Source organism: Kitasatospora sp. NPDC057738 (assembly GCF_042798815.1).
Taxonomy (GTDB): domain Bacteria; phylum Actinomycetota; class Actinomycetes; order Streptomycetales; family Streptomycetaceae; genus Kitasatospora; species Kitasatospora lactacystinica.
The window spans coordinates 25,017-39,184 of the sequence record NZ_JBHVJT010000057.1 but is presented as its reverse complement, the minus strand read 5'-3'; the positions used below and the strand labels follow the sequence as shown (position 1 = coordinate 39,184).

At 76.5% G+C, this 14,168-nt stretch carries 12 protein-coding genes; 8 read left to right on the top strand and 4 right to left on the bottom strand.

Annotation, left to right across the window (positions count from 1 at the left end; genetic code table 11):
* The first annotated feature begins 229 nt into the window (after nt 1-229).
* The 6 genes from ACFVGO_RS27540 (at nt 230) to ACFVGO_RS27515 (ending at nt 9,936) form a co-directional block, all read left to right on the top strand.
* Complete coding sequence (locus tag ACFVGO_RS27540; RefSeq protein ID WP_380634634.1) at nt 230-2,872, top strand: lantibiotic dehydratase; 2,643 nt, start codon at nt 230-232, stop codon at nt 2,870-2,872.
* The gene (locus ACFVGO_RS27535) at nt 2,865-4,085 is read left to right on the top strand and encodes a hypothetical protein (RefSeq protein WP_380634632.1); all 1,221 of its coding nucleotides are present in this window, start codon (nt 2,865-2,867) and stop codon (nt 4,083-4,085) included. Before ACFVGO_RS27540 ends, ACFVGO_RS27535 begins: the two co-directional genes overlap by 8 nt.
* Nucleotides 4,082-5,779 (top strand): hypothetical protein, encoded by a 1,698-nt coding sequence (locus tag ACFVGO_RS27530; RefSeq protein WP_380634630.1) that lies wholly within the window; start codon nt 4,082-4,084, stop codon nt 5,777-5,779. The genes ACFVGO_RS27535 and ACFVGO_RS27530 overlap by 4 nt, the downstream gene beginning before the upstream one ends.
* A complete protein-coding gene (locus ACFVGO_RS27525; protein WP_380634628.1) occupies nt 5,776-7,734 on the top strand; it encodes a TOMM precursor leader peptide-binding protein in 1,959 nt (652 codons plus the stop codon). Before ACFVGO_RS27530 ends, ACFVGO_RS27525 begins: the two co-directional genes overlap by 4 nt.
* Nucleotides 7,735-7,814: 80 nt before the next feature.
* Nucleotides 7,815-9,488, top strand: coding sequence for a thiopeptide-type bacteriocin biosynthesis protein (locus tag ACFVGO_RS27520; RefSeq protein WP_380634625.1), 1,674 nt, complete (start codon nt 7,815-7,817; stop codon nt 9,486-9,488).
* 13 nt (nt 9,489-9,501) lie between these two features.
* On the top strand, nt 9,502-9,936 hold the full coding sequence (locus tag ACFVGO_RS27515) for a hypothetical protein (RefSeq protein ID WP_380634623.1): 435 nt from the start codon (nt 9,502-9,504) through the stop codon (nt 9,934-9,936).
* Nucleotides 9,937-9,996: 60 nt separating this feature from the next.
* Here ACFVGO_RS27515 and ACFVGO_RS27510 read toward each other — a convergent pair whose 3' ends face one another.
* Both ACFVGO_RS27510 and ACFVGO_RS27505 read right to left on the bottom strand, forming a co-directional pair.
* The gene (locus tag ACFVGO_RS27510; protein ID WP_380634621.1) at nt 9,997-10,359 is read right to left on the bottom strand and encodes a S26 family signal peptidase; all 363 of its coding nucleotides are present in this window, start codon (nt 10,357-10,359) and stop codon (nt 9,997-9,999) included.
* 73 nt (nt 10,360-10,432) lie between these two features.
* Nucleotides 10,433-11,260 (bottom strand): creatininase family protein, encoded by an 828-nt coding sequence (locus ACFVGO_RS27505; RefSeq protein ID WP_380634619.1) that lies wholly within the window; start codon nt 11,258-11,260, stop codon nt 10,433-10,435.
* Nucleotides 11,261-11,454: 194 nt separating this feature from the next.
* On the opposite strand from ACFVGO_RS27505, the gene ACFVGO_RS27500 reads away from it, so the two are divergent.
* Nucleotides 11,455-11,820, top strand: coding sequence for an iron chaperone (locus ACFVGO_RS27500; protein WP_380358591.1), 366 nt, complete (start codon nt 11,455-11,457; stop codon nt 11,818-11,820).
* Between the two features lie 67 nt (nt 11,821-11,887).
* On the opposite strand, the gene ACFVGO_RS27495 is transcribed toward ACFVGO_RS27500, so the two are convergent.
* Both ACFVGO_RS27495 and ACFVGO_RS27490 read right to left on the bottom strand, forming a co-directional pair.
* Entirely contained in the window at nt 11,888-12,253 is a 366-nt protein-coding gene (locus tag ACFVGO_RS27495; RefSeq protein ID WP_380634617.1) for a nuclear transport factor 2 family protein, read from the bottom strand.
* 20 nt (nt 12,254-12,273) lie between these two features.
* Entirely contained in the window at nt 12,274-13,017 is a 744-nt protein-coding gene (locus tag ACFVGO_RS27490; protein WP_380634615.1) for an SOS response-associated peptidase, read from the bottom strand.
* 111 nt (nt 13,018-13,128) lie between these two features.
* Between ACFVGO_RS27490 and ACFVGO_RS27485 the strand changes: the two genes are divergently transcribed.
* Nucleotides 13,129-14,166: a serine aminopeptidase domain-containing protein gene (locus ACFVGO_RS27485; protein ID WP_359907969.1), complete on the top strand. Its 1,038-nt coding sequence runs from the start codon at nt 13,129-13,131 to the stop codon at nt 14,164-14,166.
* The last annotated feature ends 2 nt before the right edge of the window (nt 14,167-14,168 follow it).

The window sequence follows — 14,168 nt, the reverse complement described above, 5'->3', positions numbered from 1 at the left end:
GGTCTGGGGACGCATCACCGGGGTGTGACGCGCGGGGCCCGGCGCCGCCCCGGGGGGGGCGCCCCCCCCCGCCCCCCCCCCCGCCCCCCCCGGGTTCGTCCCGCGTCCACAGCGCCTGCCGCGGGTCCGCAGGACCTGTCGCGCGGACCCGGTCGGGCCGACGGCGCCGCGGCCGGAACCGACCAGTCCCACGAGACGCGCCCCCAGGCCCCGTCGGAGGGAACCGCCCATGCCCAACCGCGCCGCCCCGCCCCGGGACGCCCGGGCGCCGGTCCCCGCACCGGCTCCGGCCGCGTACGCCGCGCGCCACGCCCTGGTGCGCTCCACCGTGCTCGCCCGGCCCGCCCAGTCCGCCGCCACGGCGCACACCCGGGCGCTGCTGCGCGACCTCGCCGCCGCCGAGGCCGCGGCCGAGGCCCTGCGGCCGGCCCTCTGCGACGACCTGTACGCCGGCCGGGCCGGGCACGACGAGGAGTTCCACCGCAGGGTCGTGCTGCCGCTGCGCCGCGACCTGCACAACGGGCGAACGCCGCGGGCGGCGCTGCTCGACCGGCTCGCCGACCTGCCGCGCCGGATCCCGCGGCTCGCCGAGTGGCTTGAGCTGCGACGGCTGCGGGCCCGGCTGCTGGACGCGCTCGCCGACGCCGTCCCGCCCGCCCTCGCCGCCGAACGGGCCGCCCTCGCGGACATCTGCCGGGAGCCCGCCTTCACCCGGGCCGTCGCGCTCACCAGCGCCGACCTGCTGCGCGCGGTGGCCAACACCGCGGGCGCGACCGGGGAACCGCCGCGCGGCCGGGCACGCAAGGAGGAGGCCGCCGTGCTGCGGCACGCCCTGCGGGCCACCGCCAAGACCAGCCCGCTGTCCTGGTTCACCGCCGTCGGCTGGTCCTCCGAGGACGGCGAAGCCGCGGCCGGCGAGCCCCGCGCCTGCGTCCGGGAGAACCGGGCGCTGGTCACCGCGCTCGTCCAGGCCCTGCTCGACGACCCCCGCCGCAGCCGCACGCTGCCGCACCGGATGACCAGCGCGGCCCGGGTCGCCGACGGCCGGGCCCGCTACGCCCGCGCGGAGGCGCTGTTCGCGGGCGGGCGCTTCCTGGTCACCCGGGAGGAGGAGGTCGAACTCGCCGCCCGGCCCGAACTCGCCCTGCTCGCCTCGCTCGCGGCCACCCCGGCCCCGCCGGACCGGCTCGCCGCCGGGCTCGCCGAGGCCCTCGGACGGCCGGGCGGCGACCCGGGCGCGCAGCGCTTCGTGGACCAGCTCGTCACGGCCCGGCTGCTGGTGCCCACCGAACCGGTCGACCCGCAGGACCGGCACCCGCTCCGCAGCCTGGCCGGGTGGCTCCGGCAGTGGCCGCAGGACGCCGAGCTGGCCCACCGGATCGAACAACTCGACCGGCAGAACGCCGAGTTGGCCGTGACCACGGGCGAGCACCGCCCCGAACTGCTGGCCGTCCTCGCCGAGCGCTGGCGGCTGCTGCTGGCCGACGCCGGCCGGCCGGTGCCGCAGGAGGCCGCGCCGCTCAGCGTCCTCAGCGAGGACGTCCACGCGCCGGCTCCGCCGCAGCCCCGGCCGGGCGCGGCCGACCGGGCGGCGCTCGCCGAACTCACCGCGTTCGCCGAGCTGTTCGACTACGCTCACCTGATGCGCCGGGCGGCCCGGGACCGCTTCGTCGCCCGCTACGGCGTCGGCGGGGTGTGCGACGCCCCCTGGGACTTCGCTGCCGACCTGGCGGACTCCTGGGCCGATCCGACACCCCCGGACGAACTGGCCGCGCTGCGCGAGGAGTTCGCGAAGCTGCCGGAGCAGGACGGCGAACTCGTGCTCCCCGCCGAGCGGATCCGCGCCCTGGCCGCCCGACTGCCCCACTGGACCGCGGCCCGCCCGCTCAGCTACTCCTGGTTCGTCCAACGCGGCTCCGCGGACGGCCTGTTGTGCGTCAACCACGTCTACGGCGGCTGGGGGCGCTTCACCAGCCGCTTCCTCGACGGCCTGGCCCCGCAGGCCGCCACCGAGGTCGCCCGGCAGCTGCGGTCCGGCCTCGGCGCCGGCGCCCGCGCCGCCCAGATCCGGCCGGTCGGCGGCTTCAACGCCAACCTGCACCCGCGACTGCTCGCCGACGAGATCGGCCCCGACCGACAGTGGACCGGCCTCGCCGAGTCCGACCTCGACCTCGTGCACGATCCGGTCGACGACCAGCTCCGGCTGCGGCTGCGCACCACCGGCGAGCTGCTCGACGTCCTCTACCTGGGCTTCCTCGCACCGGTCATGCTGCCCCGGCGGCTCGGCCCGCTGCTCAACGACCACCCCGAGGGAGTCGTCGACTTCCGGCCGCTGCTGCCGCGCACCACCCTCGCCGCGCCCGGCGGCACCGTGCTGCGCACCCCGCGGCTGCGCCACCGGCACGTCGTCCTCGCCCGCCGCCGCTGGCTCCTGCCGGCCGGAGTGCTCGACGCCCTGCGGGCCGACCTCGCCGCCGACGCGGGCCCCGACGGGGTCCCGGCCGCGGCCGTCGCCCGCTGGCGGGCCCGGCTCGACCTGCCCGAACAGTTCTTCCTCCACCCCGCACCGGCCGCGGCCGACCCCGCGGGCACGCCCGGCGACGCCTTCGTCGCCCACCTGCGAGCCCCCAAGCCGCAGCCCGTCGACCTCGGCAACCCGCTGCACCTGCGCCACCTCGCCAAATGGCTCACCCGGCACCCGCGCGGCGCGGTGCTGGAGGAGGCCCTCCCGGCCATCGCGGGTCAGCCGGAGCCGACCCGGGCCGTGGAACTCGTGGTGGAGACGTACCGGCCCGGCCGGGGCAGCGCGCAGGCGGCCGGCGCCTTCGAATCCGTCCGTACCGCCATCGCCGAGGAGGCGCCCGATGAGTGACCCGGCCGACGGCCGAGGGGCCGTGACCGCCTGGGACGTGGTCCTGTACCACTACCGGCCCGACAAGGCCCGCGCGCTGCGCGAAGCCGTCCTGCCGCTGGCCCGGCAGGCGGCGGCCGAGGGGCTGGCCGCCCACGTCGAGCGGCACTGGCGGTTCGGACCGCACCTGCGGCTGCGGCTGCGCGGCCCGGAGGCACGGGTGGCCGGGGCGGCGCAGCGGGCCGCCGAGGCGCTGCGGGCGTGGGCGGCCGCGCACCCCTCCGTGGCCGACCGGTCGGACGAGCAGCTGCTCGCCGAGGCCGCCGTCGCCGGACGCGCGGAGCTGATCGCGCCGCCGTACGCGCCGCTGGTGCCGGACAACACCGTGGTGGCGGCGCCCGCCGACCGGTCCGCCGAAGACGCCCTGCGGGCGCTGATCGGCACCGAATCCGCCGAGCTGCGCGAGGAGTTGCTGCGGACCGGCCTGCCCGCCCTCGACTCGGCCTGCCACTTCCTCGGCGCGCACGGCGACACCCCGCAGGCGCGGGTGCAGCTGGTGGTGACGGCGCTCGCGGCACACGCCACCGCGCACCCGGACGGGCTGGTCGGCGCGCACTACTCGGTGCTCTCGCACCTGGAGGACTTCCTGGTCCACGAGGACCCGGACGGCAGCCTGCGGGCCGCCTTCGAGCGCCGCTGGGAGCAGAGCGGCCGGGCGGTCACCGCGCTGGTCGGCCGGATCGCCGACGGCGGCGCGCGCGACTGGGAACGGGACTGGGCGCACTGGTCGGCGACCGCCTGGAGCCTGGCCGAGCGGCGGCTGACGGCCGGCGCCGACCTCGGCGGCCGCCACACCGAGTACCGGGAGCGCGCCGAGGCACTCGGCGACCCGGCCACCGCCGAGCGCTGGAACGCCGAACTGCGCACCCGCTACAGCGAGTTCCACCGACTGCTGCAGCGCGCCGACCCCGACGGCAGGATGTGGCACCGTCCCGACTACCTGATCAACCGGGCCGGCACCAACGGCCTGTACCGGCTGCTCGCGATCTGCGACGTCCGCCCGATGGAGCGCTACCTGGCCGCGCACCTGCTGGTGCGCAGCGTGCCCGAACTGACCGGGCACCGCTGGCAGACGCTCCTCGGCGCCGCGGAGCAGCCGGGCGGCCCGGAGCAGTCGGGCGCCGCGGGGGCGACGGGCGGCGCGGGGCGCACAAAGCTGGAGGGGGCGGCATGACGGCCGAACCGGACGCCGTTCGGCCCCGCTTGCGCCCCGGGGTGGCGGTGACGCCGCTGCGCGAAGGGCTGCACCTGCGCGGGCGCGAGAGCAGCGTCACCCTGGAGGGCAGCCGGGCGCTCCCGGCGCTGTGGCAGGTGCTCGCCGCCCGGCTCGGGCCGCAGGCGGAGGCCGCCGACGCGGCCGTCGAGGCGACCGTCGAGCCGAGGGTGGCGGCCGCGCTGGCCACCGTCACCGCCCGGCTGCGCGAGCACGGCCTGCTCGTGGACCACCCGGACGGGGTCCGACTGCCGCCCTGGCCGGGCGCGGTGGCGGACGACCCCGGCGGTGCGGAGGCGGCCCTGGCGGCCGCCCGCCCGGTGGTGGCCGCCGCGGACCCGGACGGCCCGTCGGCCCGCGCGATGGCGCGCGCCCTGGCCCGGGGCGGTACGGCGGCCCCGGCGGTGGTCGCCGAGCCCGGGCTGCCCGCCGGCCGGGTGGTGGCCACGGCGGACGGTCCGGCGGGAACGGAGCTGGCGGTCGCGGTGCAGTGCGGTGCGGACGGCGGCTTCGTCACCGAGCCCGCCGACCCGGCCCGGGCCCGGACGGACGCGGCGGCGCTCGCCGCCCGGCTGGAACCCGCCCCCGTTGCGGACCCGCCGCCCGTGCTCCTCGCGCTGCTCGCCGCGGCCGGCGCCCAGCGGCTGCTCTGTGCCGTCGCGGGCCTGCCGGACCCGGGCGAGCCGGCCGATGATCCGCGGCTGCTCGACGGGCGCCCCACCGTCCTGATCGCCGACGCCGCTCCGCCGCACGCCGAGCACCACCCGTGGGCGGCGGGCCCCGGGGCCGTCGCCGCGCCGCCCGGGAGCCTCGCCGAGGCGCTGCGCCGGGTGAACGCCCTCGGTGACCCCCGGCTGGGCGTGCTGGACGCACCCTCCGCGGGCGACCTCCCGCAGCTGCCCGTGGCCCTGGTCTCCTGCGCCACCCCCGCCGGCCCGCTGGCGGCCGGGGCGGTGCGGACGGACCTCGCCCGGCTGGCCGCCGCCTGTCGGTCCGCCGAACTGCACCTGGCGGCGGTGGGCGGGGGAGCCGTGCCGGTGGTCGGCGTCGACCCGGACCACGCCCTCGGCCTGGCCCTGCGCCGCGCCGTGCTCGCCCGGGCGGTGCGGGGCGACCGGCCGCTCCCGGATGACCGGGCGGCGAGGGGCGACCGGACGGTGCCCGAGTCCGCCTGGCGGGAACACCCGCAGGCCGGGCACTGGTACGGCGTCCTGGCCCGCCGGCTCGGCCGAACACCTGAACCGACGATCCGTCAACTCTCCGGCGAGTCGGTGTACCTGGCGCAGGTGGAGGAGGGAAGGGCGGTCGAGGCCACGCCCGCCGACGCCGTCGCCCACGCCGCACTGGCCGCCCTCACCCGGCTGATGGCCCGGGGCGCCGGCCTCGCCGCCGTCCACCACACCGTCCTGTCCGGCGCCGCCGCCCCGCTCGCCGCCGCCGGCCGGACCCCGGCGGCCTGGACCGACCTGGGCTGGGCCGACCGCTGGCTCGCCGACATCGCCGACCGGGAGGCGGACCTGCACGCCGCCCTGGTCCGGATCACCGGTCTGCGCACCGCCCGCTGGCGGCCCGCCACCCCCGAGGCCCGCCCGTTCGCCGACGCCCTGGACGGCTGCGGCTTCACGGCCCTCACAGCCGAAGGAGGCCGCCCATGAGCGAGCTGCCGGTCCTGACCCCGGTCGAGGCGCTGGCCGCCACGAGCGGCACCGCCGTCGTCCACCTGACCGAATGGACCCTGGGCCTGGCCGCCCGGCTCAGCCGGCACGCCCTGGCACACCCCGTACGCCTGGTGCCGGTGCGCGAGGACGGCGCGCTGACCGTGGTCGGGCCGGTGCTCGCCCCCGGCGCACCGGCCTGCCTCGCCTGCGTCGAGTACCAGCGGCTCGCCACCGCCGGCGGCCGGGTGCCCTGGCAGAGCCCGGCCCTGGCGCTGGGCGGCACCGGCACCCCGGCCTTCGCCGAGGCCGTGACCGCGCTCGCCGCCGAGCTGGCCAAGGGCCCCGAGGCCGCGGAGGGCGCGGAGGGCGCCGGGAGCCCCGAGGCCGCGGAGAGCGCGGAGAGCGCCGGGAGCCCCGAGGCCGCGGAGAGCGCCGACGGCGCCACCGTCCACGTGGTGCACGGCGGCCGGGCTACCTGGTCCACCCACCGGGTCCGCCCCGTCGGCGGCTGCGAGGTCTGCCGGCCGCTGCCCCCCGACACGCCCGAGGCCGCCCGGCTGCCCGCCACCCCCCGCCCGCTGCCCGACCCGGCCGTCCTGCGCGGGCCCAACGACCGCACCGACGCGGGGCAGTTGCGGGCCGAACTGTACGACGAGCGGTTCGGCCCGGTCCGCCGGCTGTTCCGCACCGAGGACTCGGCCTTCGCCCTCACCACCGCCTGGGTGACCGACGGCCGGGCACTCGACGACGGCGGGTACGGGCGCGCCGCGGACTTCCGCTCCAGCGAGCGGGTCGCGCTCTTCGAGGCGGTGGAACGGCACGCCGGCATGCGGCCGCTCGGGCGCCGCACCGTCCTGCGCGCCTCCTACGCCGAACTGGCACGCGAGTTGGGCCCGGACGCCGTCCTCGACCCGGCCCGGCTCGGCCTGCCCGACGACCCCCACCAGGGGCACCCCACCCCGGCCACCGCCCCGTACACCCCCGAGCTGGTCCTCGACTGGGTGCACGGCTGGTCGCTCACCCGCCGCCGCCCGGTCGCCGTCCCGGAGCGCGTCGCCTACTGGGAGGTTCCCGGCCGCGACCGCCCCCGGGTGGTCTACGAGTCCTCGAACGGCTGCGGACTCGGCAACAGCCCCCAGGAGGCCGCGCTCTACGGCCTGTTCGAGGTCGCCGAGCGCGACGCCTTCCTGATGGCCTGGTACGCCCGGACCCCGCTGCCCGGCGTCGCCGTCCCCACCGAGGACCCGCAGATCGCCGAACTCGCCGACCGCGCCGAGCTGTTCGGCTACCACCTCACCCTGCTCGACGCCACCAACGACCTCGGCGTACCCGCCGTGATCGCCCTCTGCCGCCACCGCGGCGACCACCCCGACGCCCCGCGCACCCTCCTGGCCGCCGGAGCCCACCACGACCCCCGGACGGCGATCCGCTCCGCCGTCGCCGAGGTGGTCACCAACGTCCAGGAGGCGCCCCACCGCTCCACCGCCCCGGGCGGGCCGCGCGACCCGCAGCGGCTGCGGCCGATGCTGGAGCGCCCGGAGCTCGTCGTCTCCCTGGACGACCACGTCGGCCTCAACACCCTGTCCGAGGCCCAGCCCCGCCTCGACTTCCTCTTCGCCGGCCCGCCACCGGTGCCGTGGACCGAGCGCTGGCCCGGCGACCCCGAGCCGGTCACCGACCTCACCGACCTGCTGGAGCGGACGGTCACCCGGCTGGCCGGGGAGGACCTGGAGGTCCTCGTGGTCACCCAGGACGAGCCCGGCGTCCGCGACCGGCTCGGCCTGCACTGCGCCAAGGTCGTCGTCCCCGGCACGCTGCCGATGACCTTCGGCCACGCCAACCGCCGCACCCGGGGCCTGTCCCGCCTGCTGGAGGTCCCGTACCGCCTCGGCCGCACCCCCGCGCCGCTGCGCCACGACGAACTCCCGCTCCACCCGCACCCGTTCCCCTGAGGGCGTGTCTTCCGGATCACGCCGCCCGCTTGTCCGACGTGATCCGAAAGACACGCCCCTGGCCCACCGGAGAGCACACGATGACCACCCACGCGCTGCCGGCCACCACCTGGCACAGCCTGCACCTCGCGCTGCCGCTGCCCGCCCGCGAGGCCGACGCCTTCCTCACCGAGGACCTCGCCCCGCTGATGGACGGGCTCGCCGGCACCGACTGGTTCTTCATCCGCTACGGCGAGGGCGGCCCCCACCTGCGCATCCGCCACCGCGGCCCGGGCCCGGCGCCCGCCTCCCTCGCCGCCGACCTCACCCGCCTCGCCACCCGACGCACCGCGCCCGACGGCCCGTTCGCGGACGGGCACGGCACCGTGACGGAGGTCCCGTACGAGCCCGAGACCGAGCGCTACGGCGGCGCGGCCCTGCTGCCGATCGCCGAAGAGGTGTTCACCCACTCCACCCGCGCCGCCGTCCGCGCCCTGCACGCCCTCGGCGCGGCCCCCGAGAAGCGGTTGCAGCTCGCCCTCGACCTCGCCCACACCACCGCGTACGCGCTCGGCCTCGACGAACTCGCCGCCTCCCGCTGGCTGCGCCGCCACGCCGCCGCCTGGCGCTGGGTCACCGAGTTCCGGCCGCTGCCGGGCGCCGCCGTGCACACCCGGGTCAACACCGTGTTCGCCCGCCAGCGGGAGACGCTGGCCCGCCGCGCCCGGGAGCTGCGCGCGGCACTGGACGCCGGCACGGCCACGCCCTGGCTGGGGGACTGGGCGGCGCGGGCCGCCGAGGGCGCCGCCCGGATGCGGGCCGTCGCGGCCGCCGAGGCCGCCGCGCCCGCCTCGGCCGCCGAGGAGGCCGAGGAGCGCCTGGAGTGGATCTGGGCCTCCCAGCTGCACATGCTGTTCAACCGGCTCGGCGTCGGCCCCGACGAGGAACGGGCGGTCTGCCGCCTCGCCGCCCGCACCCTGCTGGAGACCGGACAGCCGTTCACCTTCTTCCCCGCCGACCACCACGCCCCCGACCACCAGTACCTGGAACGCAGCAAGTTCCAGATCGGCCGCGGCGAGGACACCGCCCTGCGCGACCTGCCGCACGACCCGGCCCCGAGCCCCCGCCCCGGCGACCTCCCGCTGCCCGCCGACCCGCTGCCGCCCGTCACCCTCGCCGACGCCCTGCGCACCCGCCGCTCCACCCGCGGCCCGCTGACCGGCCCGCTCACCGCCGGCGCGCTCGGCGGACTGCTCTGGTCCGCCTTCGCCCCCGCCCCCGACACCGGCCACCGCCCGTACCCCAGCGCGGGCGCCCTGCACACCGTTCGGCTGCGCCTGCTCGCCCTCGCCGTCGACGGCCTGCCCGCCGGCACCTACCACTGCCTCCCCGAACACCGCAGCCTGCGCCCGATCGGCCCGGCCCCCGCCCTCGACGACCTCAAGGCGCTCTCCTCCTACCTCTCCCGCCCGGCCGAGGACCCCGACGCCATCGGCGTCGACCGGGCCCCCGCCGTCCTCGCCGTGTACCTCGACCTCGCCCGGCTGCGCCGCCGCTACGGTCTGCGCGCCCTGCGCCTCGGCGTCCTGGAAGCCGGACACCTGGCCCAGAACCTGCTCCTGACCTCCGCCGCCTTCGGCCTCGGCACCACCCCCCTCGGCGGCCTCCAGGACGACCTCGCCCACGAACTCCTCGGCCTGGACGACCTCGGCGAGCCGATCCAGTACCTGCTCCCGCTCGGCCGGCCGGGGACTGTACCGGTGATCATGGAGTGAGTACCCTCGGCCCGTGACCGATCACGGCATCGCCCTCCCCGCGTTCCGCCTCCACGTCGTGCCCGCCGTGGTGGCGCTGGCCAGCCCGACCTGGCAGCGCGAGGTGTGGCTCGACCGGGACGAGTTCGAGGACCTCGCCTACACCGTGCACGTGCTCTTCGACGACTTCTGCGACGCGAACGATCCGGGGCGGTCCCTCGGGTACAGCCTGCGCACCGAGCAGGAGGTCGAGCTGATGGCCCGGCTCGGTGCGGCCTACGGCGCGGTCCAGGAGGCGGTCGGCGCCCGGGCCCCCGACGAGGACTACCTGGACTCGCCGGGCTGGCCCGCCGTCGTCTCCGCGGCGGCCGGGCTGGCCCAGGTGATGGTGGCCAACGACCTCATGGCCCTGCAGCGCCTGCACGAAGCCGGACACCGCTGGCCGCCCGGCACCGGGACCTCTTCCTGACGGCCCCGAACGGGCCTCCTGGATGAGACACGCCCTCGGTCCGAGGCGGTCCCGCGCGCCTCAGGGCCGGGCGGGGGAGGCAGTCGGGGTCTTGTCCGCCGCCCCGGCCCGGGGCGCCCCCTCGACGGCGACGCAGATGCCGAAGACCCGGTCGTGGCCGGTCCAGCCGTTGACGCGGCCCCGGTTGTTGCTGATCTGCACGCGCCGCCTGGCCGGATCGAGGGCCGACACCAGGTGCAGGTACACGGTTCCGGCGACCCGGGCGAGAACGATGTCGCCGAGCTCCAGCTTGGACGGGTCGACCGGGGCGACGGCCACCAGCTGCCGACTGCGGATCAGCGGGACCATCGACGAACCGCTCGGCCTGAACTCGACGGTGGCTCCGCCGGCGACCCTGGCCGCCACCCCATCCAATGCACCCATCCGCCGAGCGTGGCAGATCCGCCCGTGCGGGCCCAACCGGTTTTTCGCTCCCCCAGGCCCGCCGGTCCGTCACTCACGACCGCGCGGACACCACGTCCGCCATCGCGCGGGCCATCCGCTCATGGAACCTGAACAGGAACGGGTCCTTGGGGAAGGGCGCGCCGAAGTAGCCCTGCGGGGTCACCCGGCGGGCGTGCTCGCCGCCCTTCCGCCACTCCGCGAGGTCGTCCGTCCCGAGGCCGGTCGGCTTGAGCCCGGCCATCGCCTCGTGGTCGACGGTCTCGGGGAACCAGCGCATCATCATCGCCGCCTCGATCTCCTCCGCGTGCACGCCCAATTCGCCGCTCAGCTCCAGGCCTTCGAACAGTGGCCGCATCGCGAACACGCCCAGGGCCGCGGGAGTCCCGTCGGCGGCGTCGGCGAGCCGGTCGGCCACGAAGTCCGGCTCGACCAGCACCACGCCCGTGCGGCCCTTCCGGTGCTGCTCGCGCACGACGTCCAGCAGCATCAGGTTGTGGGCGAGGTCGCCCTGGTGGTTGATCAGGTGGATGCGCCGGAAGCCGTCCGTGGCAAGGGAGTCCAGGATGTCGGTGCGCAGTGCCGCCGCCGTCTTGGGGCGGGTGCGGAAGGTTCCGGCGAAGCCGGCCGAGACCTGGTTGATCCCCCAGTGCACCGGCGGGGCGATCAGGGTCTCCTCCCCGCGCCGCTCCAGTTCCGTCTTCACCAGCCGGCAGAGCTGGTAGGCGCCGTAGGCGTCGGTGCCGAGCGGAAGGTGGGGGCCGTGCTGTTCGATGACGCCGGTCGGCAGCAGCACGCGCGCGCCCCTGGCGGCCGCCGCCTCGACCTGCGGCCAGGTGAGGTCGGCCATCGTCTCCGCGAACACCGAGTACCCGTGGGTCATCCGGGTTCCCCTTGCCTCGACTGGGTGCCGGCCCTCTTCCCGGGCCGCTGCGAAGCGATCCTCACGCCCGGGCGGCCGGTCGCGTGATCACCGGCGCCGACCGGCTCGCCGCCCGGATCTTGGAGGAATCCCACAACGTCCGGGCGGAGCTTGAAATGTTGATGCGGGTTCCGCATCCGGCATAGCCTCATGGAATGGTGCAGAGCGGGGCGAGCGACGTCGACGGCTACCTGACCGGGGTTCCCGAGGAACGCAGGGCCGTGCTGGCCGCGCTGCGGCAGCTGTGCCGGGAGGAACTGGTGGGCTTCGACGAGGTCATGGCGTACGGGATGCCCGCGTACGAGCGGGACGGCGCCGCGGAGATCGCGTTCGCCAGCCAGAAGCAGTACATCTCCTTCTACCTCATGCGCGGTGACGTCCGTGAGGCGTTCGAGGAACGGCTGGCCGGGCAGGACATGGGCAAGGGCTGCCTGCGGTTCCGCAGGCCGGAGAACGTCGACTTCGGCCTGCTGCGGGACCTGCTCCGGGCCACCGCGGCCCGGCCCGGCAGGATCTGCTGACGCCGCCGGGCGCCGGGGTGCCGCTCCGGGCCGAGTCGGCAGGGCGGAACGATCCGGAGAGGCCGGTTCAGGGTGCCGTGGGCGGGCTCGGCGCCGGCTGCCGGCCGCCGAAGAAGACCTGCACCTCCCGGATCAGCCCGTCCCGGACCGTGATCGCCTCGACGTTGCGGTAGCGGTCGCCGGTGGTCAGCTCGTACTCGTAGTAGGCGAAGACGAGTTCCCCGTCGGCGGGCGTCACCCGCAGCAGCCGTTGCTCCGTGAACCGGTCGGCGGTGGGGAAGCACCGGCGGAAGAAGGCCTCCTTGTCGATGCGGTCGTCCTGGGGGCTGGTGAACGTGAAGTCCTCGGCGTACAGCGGCACGGCCGCCTCCCGGTCCTGTGACCGGTAGCAGCGGAACGCTGCCTCGACGATGCTCGCGGGGGTGCGGTTCATGCGGTCTCCCTGGTTCGGCTTCAGTCGGCCAGTCCGAGCGGGTCGTCGGCCGGGTCCAGCAGTTGCGGGCCGTTGTTGCGGACACTGTTGACGGTGGTGGGGACGGCGCGGACGCGCAGGTCGCCGTCGGCGGGGCGGCGCAGCAGGTGGTGGAGTTCGGCGCGGTCGGTGTGGGCGGGGGAGAGCCAGGTGGGGAGGTCGTCGGAGGCGATGGTGAGGGGCATCCGGTCGTGGACGCGGCCGGCGGAGTCGGTGGCGTCGGTGGTGATGACGGTGGCGGTGGCCAGCCAGGCGAGCGGATCGTCCTCGGGGCGGGTGCCGTCGCGCCAGAACTCGTAGAGGCCGGCCATCAGCATCACGTTGCCGGTGCTGAGGAAGTACGGCTGCTTGTACTTCTTGTGTCCGGCGGTGGCGGGCACCTCGCGCCACTCGAAGTAGCCGTCGGCGGGGATGACGCAGCGGCGGGCGGTGAAGGCCTTGCGGAAGGCGGGCTTGGTGTCGACGGTCTCCGAGCGGGCGTTGATCATGCGGGCGCCGCCGGACGGGTCCTTGGACCAGGACGGGACCAATCCCCAGCGCAGCGGCCGCAGTTGGCGCAGCACCTCGCCGGTGTCCCGGTCGACGCGTTCCAGGACGGCCGGGACCGGGTCGGTCGGGGCGACGTTCCAGCTCGGTGCGAAGGTCTCGGCCGGGTCCCACCGGAGCTCTCCGAGCAGTGAGACGAGGTCCTGGGGCGTGGTGGTGGAGACGAAGCGGCCGCACATGCCTCCCAGCCTCCCACGTCCCACCGACAACGGTGGGGACCGGGTGACCCACGCTTAGCGTTCACTTCTGCTACGGTCGTTTTAGAAACGAACGATTGGCGAGTGAACGATATGAAGCTGTTCGGCAAGCGCCGGTGGCTCTGGGGATCACTGCTGTCCGTGGCCGTGCTGCTGGTCGGCGCGGGCGGCTGGGTGGTGTACCAGAACGAGTACGACCTCACGGAGGAGCGGGTCACCGTCACCGGCGGCAAGCAGCCGCTCCAGGGCGTGCTGGCCCGCCCCACCGGCGGCCACGGACCGTACGGCCTGGTGGTCTTCGTCCACGGCGACGGGCCCGTCGACGCCACCCACGACACCTTCTACCGGCCGCTCTGGGAAGCCATGGCGAAGGCCGGGTACGCCACGCTGTCCTGGGACAAGCCCGGCGTCCGCAACGCCCCCGGCAACTGGCTGGACCAGAGCATCCAGGACCGCGTCGACGAGACCCTCGCCGCGATCCGCTGGGCCAAGGCCCAGCCCGGCATCGACCCGGACCGGATCGGGCTCTGGGGCGCCAGCCAGGCCGGCTGGGTGATGCCCAAGGCCGCCCGGCAGTCCCCGGACGTCAAGTTCCTGATCGCCGTCGGCACCGCCGTCAACTGGCTCCAGCAGGGCCGCTACAACCTGCTCGCCGAGCTCGGCGAGCGGCACGCCTCGCCCGAGGAGACCGCGGCCGCCGTCGCCCGCAGCGACCGCAACCTGGCCGCCCTGCGGGCGAGTGCGACCTTCGAGCAGTACCGGGCCGCCGGCGGCGACACCGAGGGGCTGACCCCCGAGCGGTGGGCGTTCAACAAGCGCAACCACCTCTCCGACGCCACCGAGGACCTCGCCGCGCTCCGGATCCCGGTGCAACTGATCCTCGGCGGCCGGGACGTCAACGTCGACAGCGACGACACCGAGGCCGGCTACCGCCGCCTCGTCACCACCCCGGGCCTGCTCCAGGTCCTGCGCTTCCCGGACTCCACCCACAACATCGTGCCCAAGGACGTCGAGGACTCCGAACTGCGCAGCACCGTCCTGGCCGTCGCCGCCCCGCGCTCGCTGTTCACCCCCGGCTACCTCGACGGCATGCGGGACTTCCTGACCTCGCTCGACCACCGGAAGGGCTGACC

Excerpts from the sequence above, each read along its gene's own strand:
- ACFVGO_RS27520 (WP_380634625.1), top strand. The coding sequence starts at position 7,815 with ATGACCACCCACGCGCTGCCGGCCACCACCTGGCACAGCCTGCACCTC.
- ACFVGO_RS27525 (WP_380634628.1), top strand. The coding sequence starts at position 5,776 with ATGAGCGAGCTGCCGGTCCTGACCCCGGTCGAGGCGCTGGCCGCCACG.
- ACFVGO_RS27510 (WP_380634621.1), bottom strand. The coding sequence starts at position 10,359 with ATGGGTGCATTGGATGGGGTGGCGGCCAGGGTCGCCGGCGGAGCCACC.
- ACFVGO_RS27485 (WP_359907969.1), top strand. The coding sequence starts at position 13,129 with ATGAAGCTGTTCGGCAAGCGCCGGTGGCTCTGGGGATCACTGCTGTCC.
- ACFVGO_RS27540 (WP_380634634.1), top strand. The coding sequence starts at position 230 with ATGCCCAACCGCGCCGCCCCGCCCCGGGACGCCCGGGCGCCGGTCCCC.
- ACFVGO_RS27535 (WP_380634632.1), top strand. The coding sequence starts at position 2,865 with ATGAGTGACCCGGCCGACGGCCGAGGGGCCGTGACCGCCTGGGACGTG.
- ACFVGO_RS27505 (WP_380634619.1), bottom strand. The coding sequence starts at position 11,260 with ATGACCCACGGGTACTCGGTGTTCGCGGAGACGATGGCCGACCTCACC.
- ACFVGO_RS27530 (WP_380634630.1), top strand. The coding sequence starts at position 4,082 with ATGACGGCCGAACCGGACGCCGTTCGGCCCCGCTTGCGCCCCGGGGTG.
- ACFVGO_RS27495 (WP_380634617.1), bottom strand. The coding sequence starts at position 12,253 with ATGAACCGCACCCCCGCGAGCATCGTCGAGGCAGCGTTCCGCTGCTAC.
- ACFVGO_RS27500 (WP_380358591.1), top strand. The coding sequence starts at position 11,455 with ATGGTGCAGAGCGGGGCGAGCGACGTCGACGGCTACCTGACCGGGGTT.
- ACFVGO_RS27490 (WP_380634615.1), bottom strand. The coding sequence starts at position 13,017 with ATGTGCGGCCGCTTCGTCTCCACCACCACGCCCCAGGACCTCGTCTCA.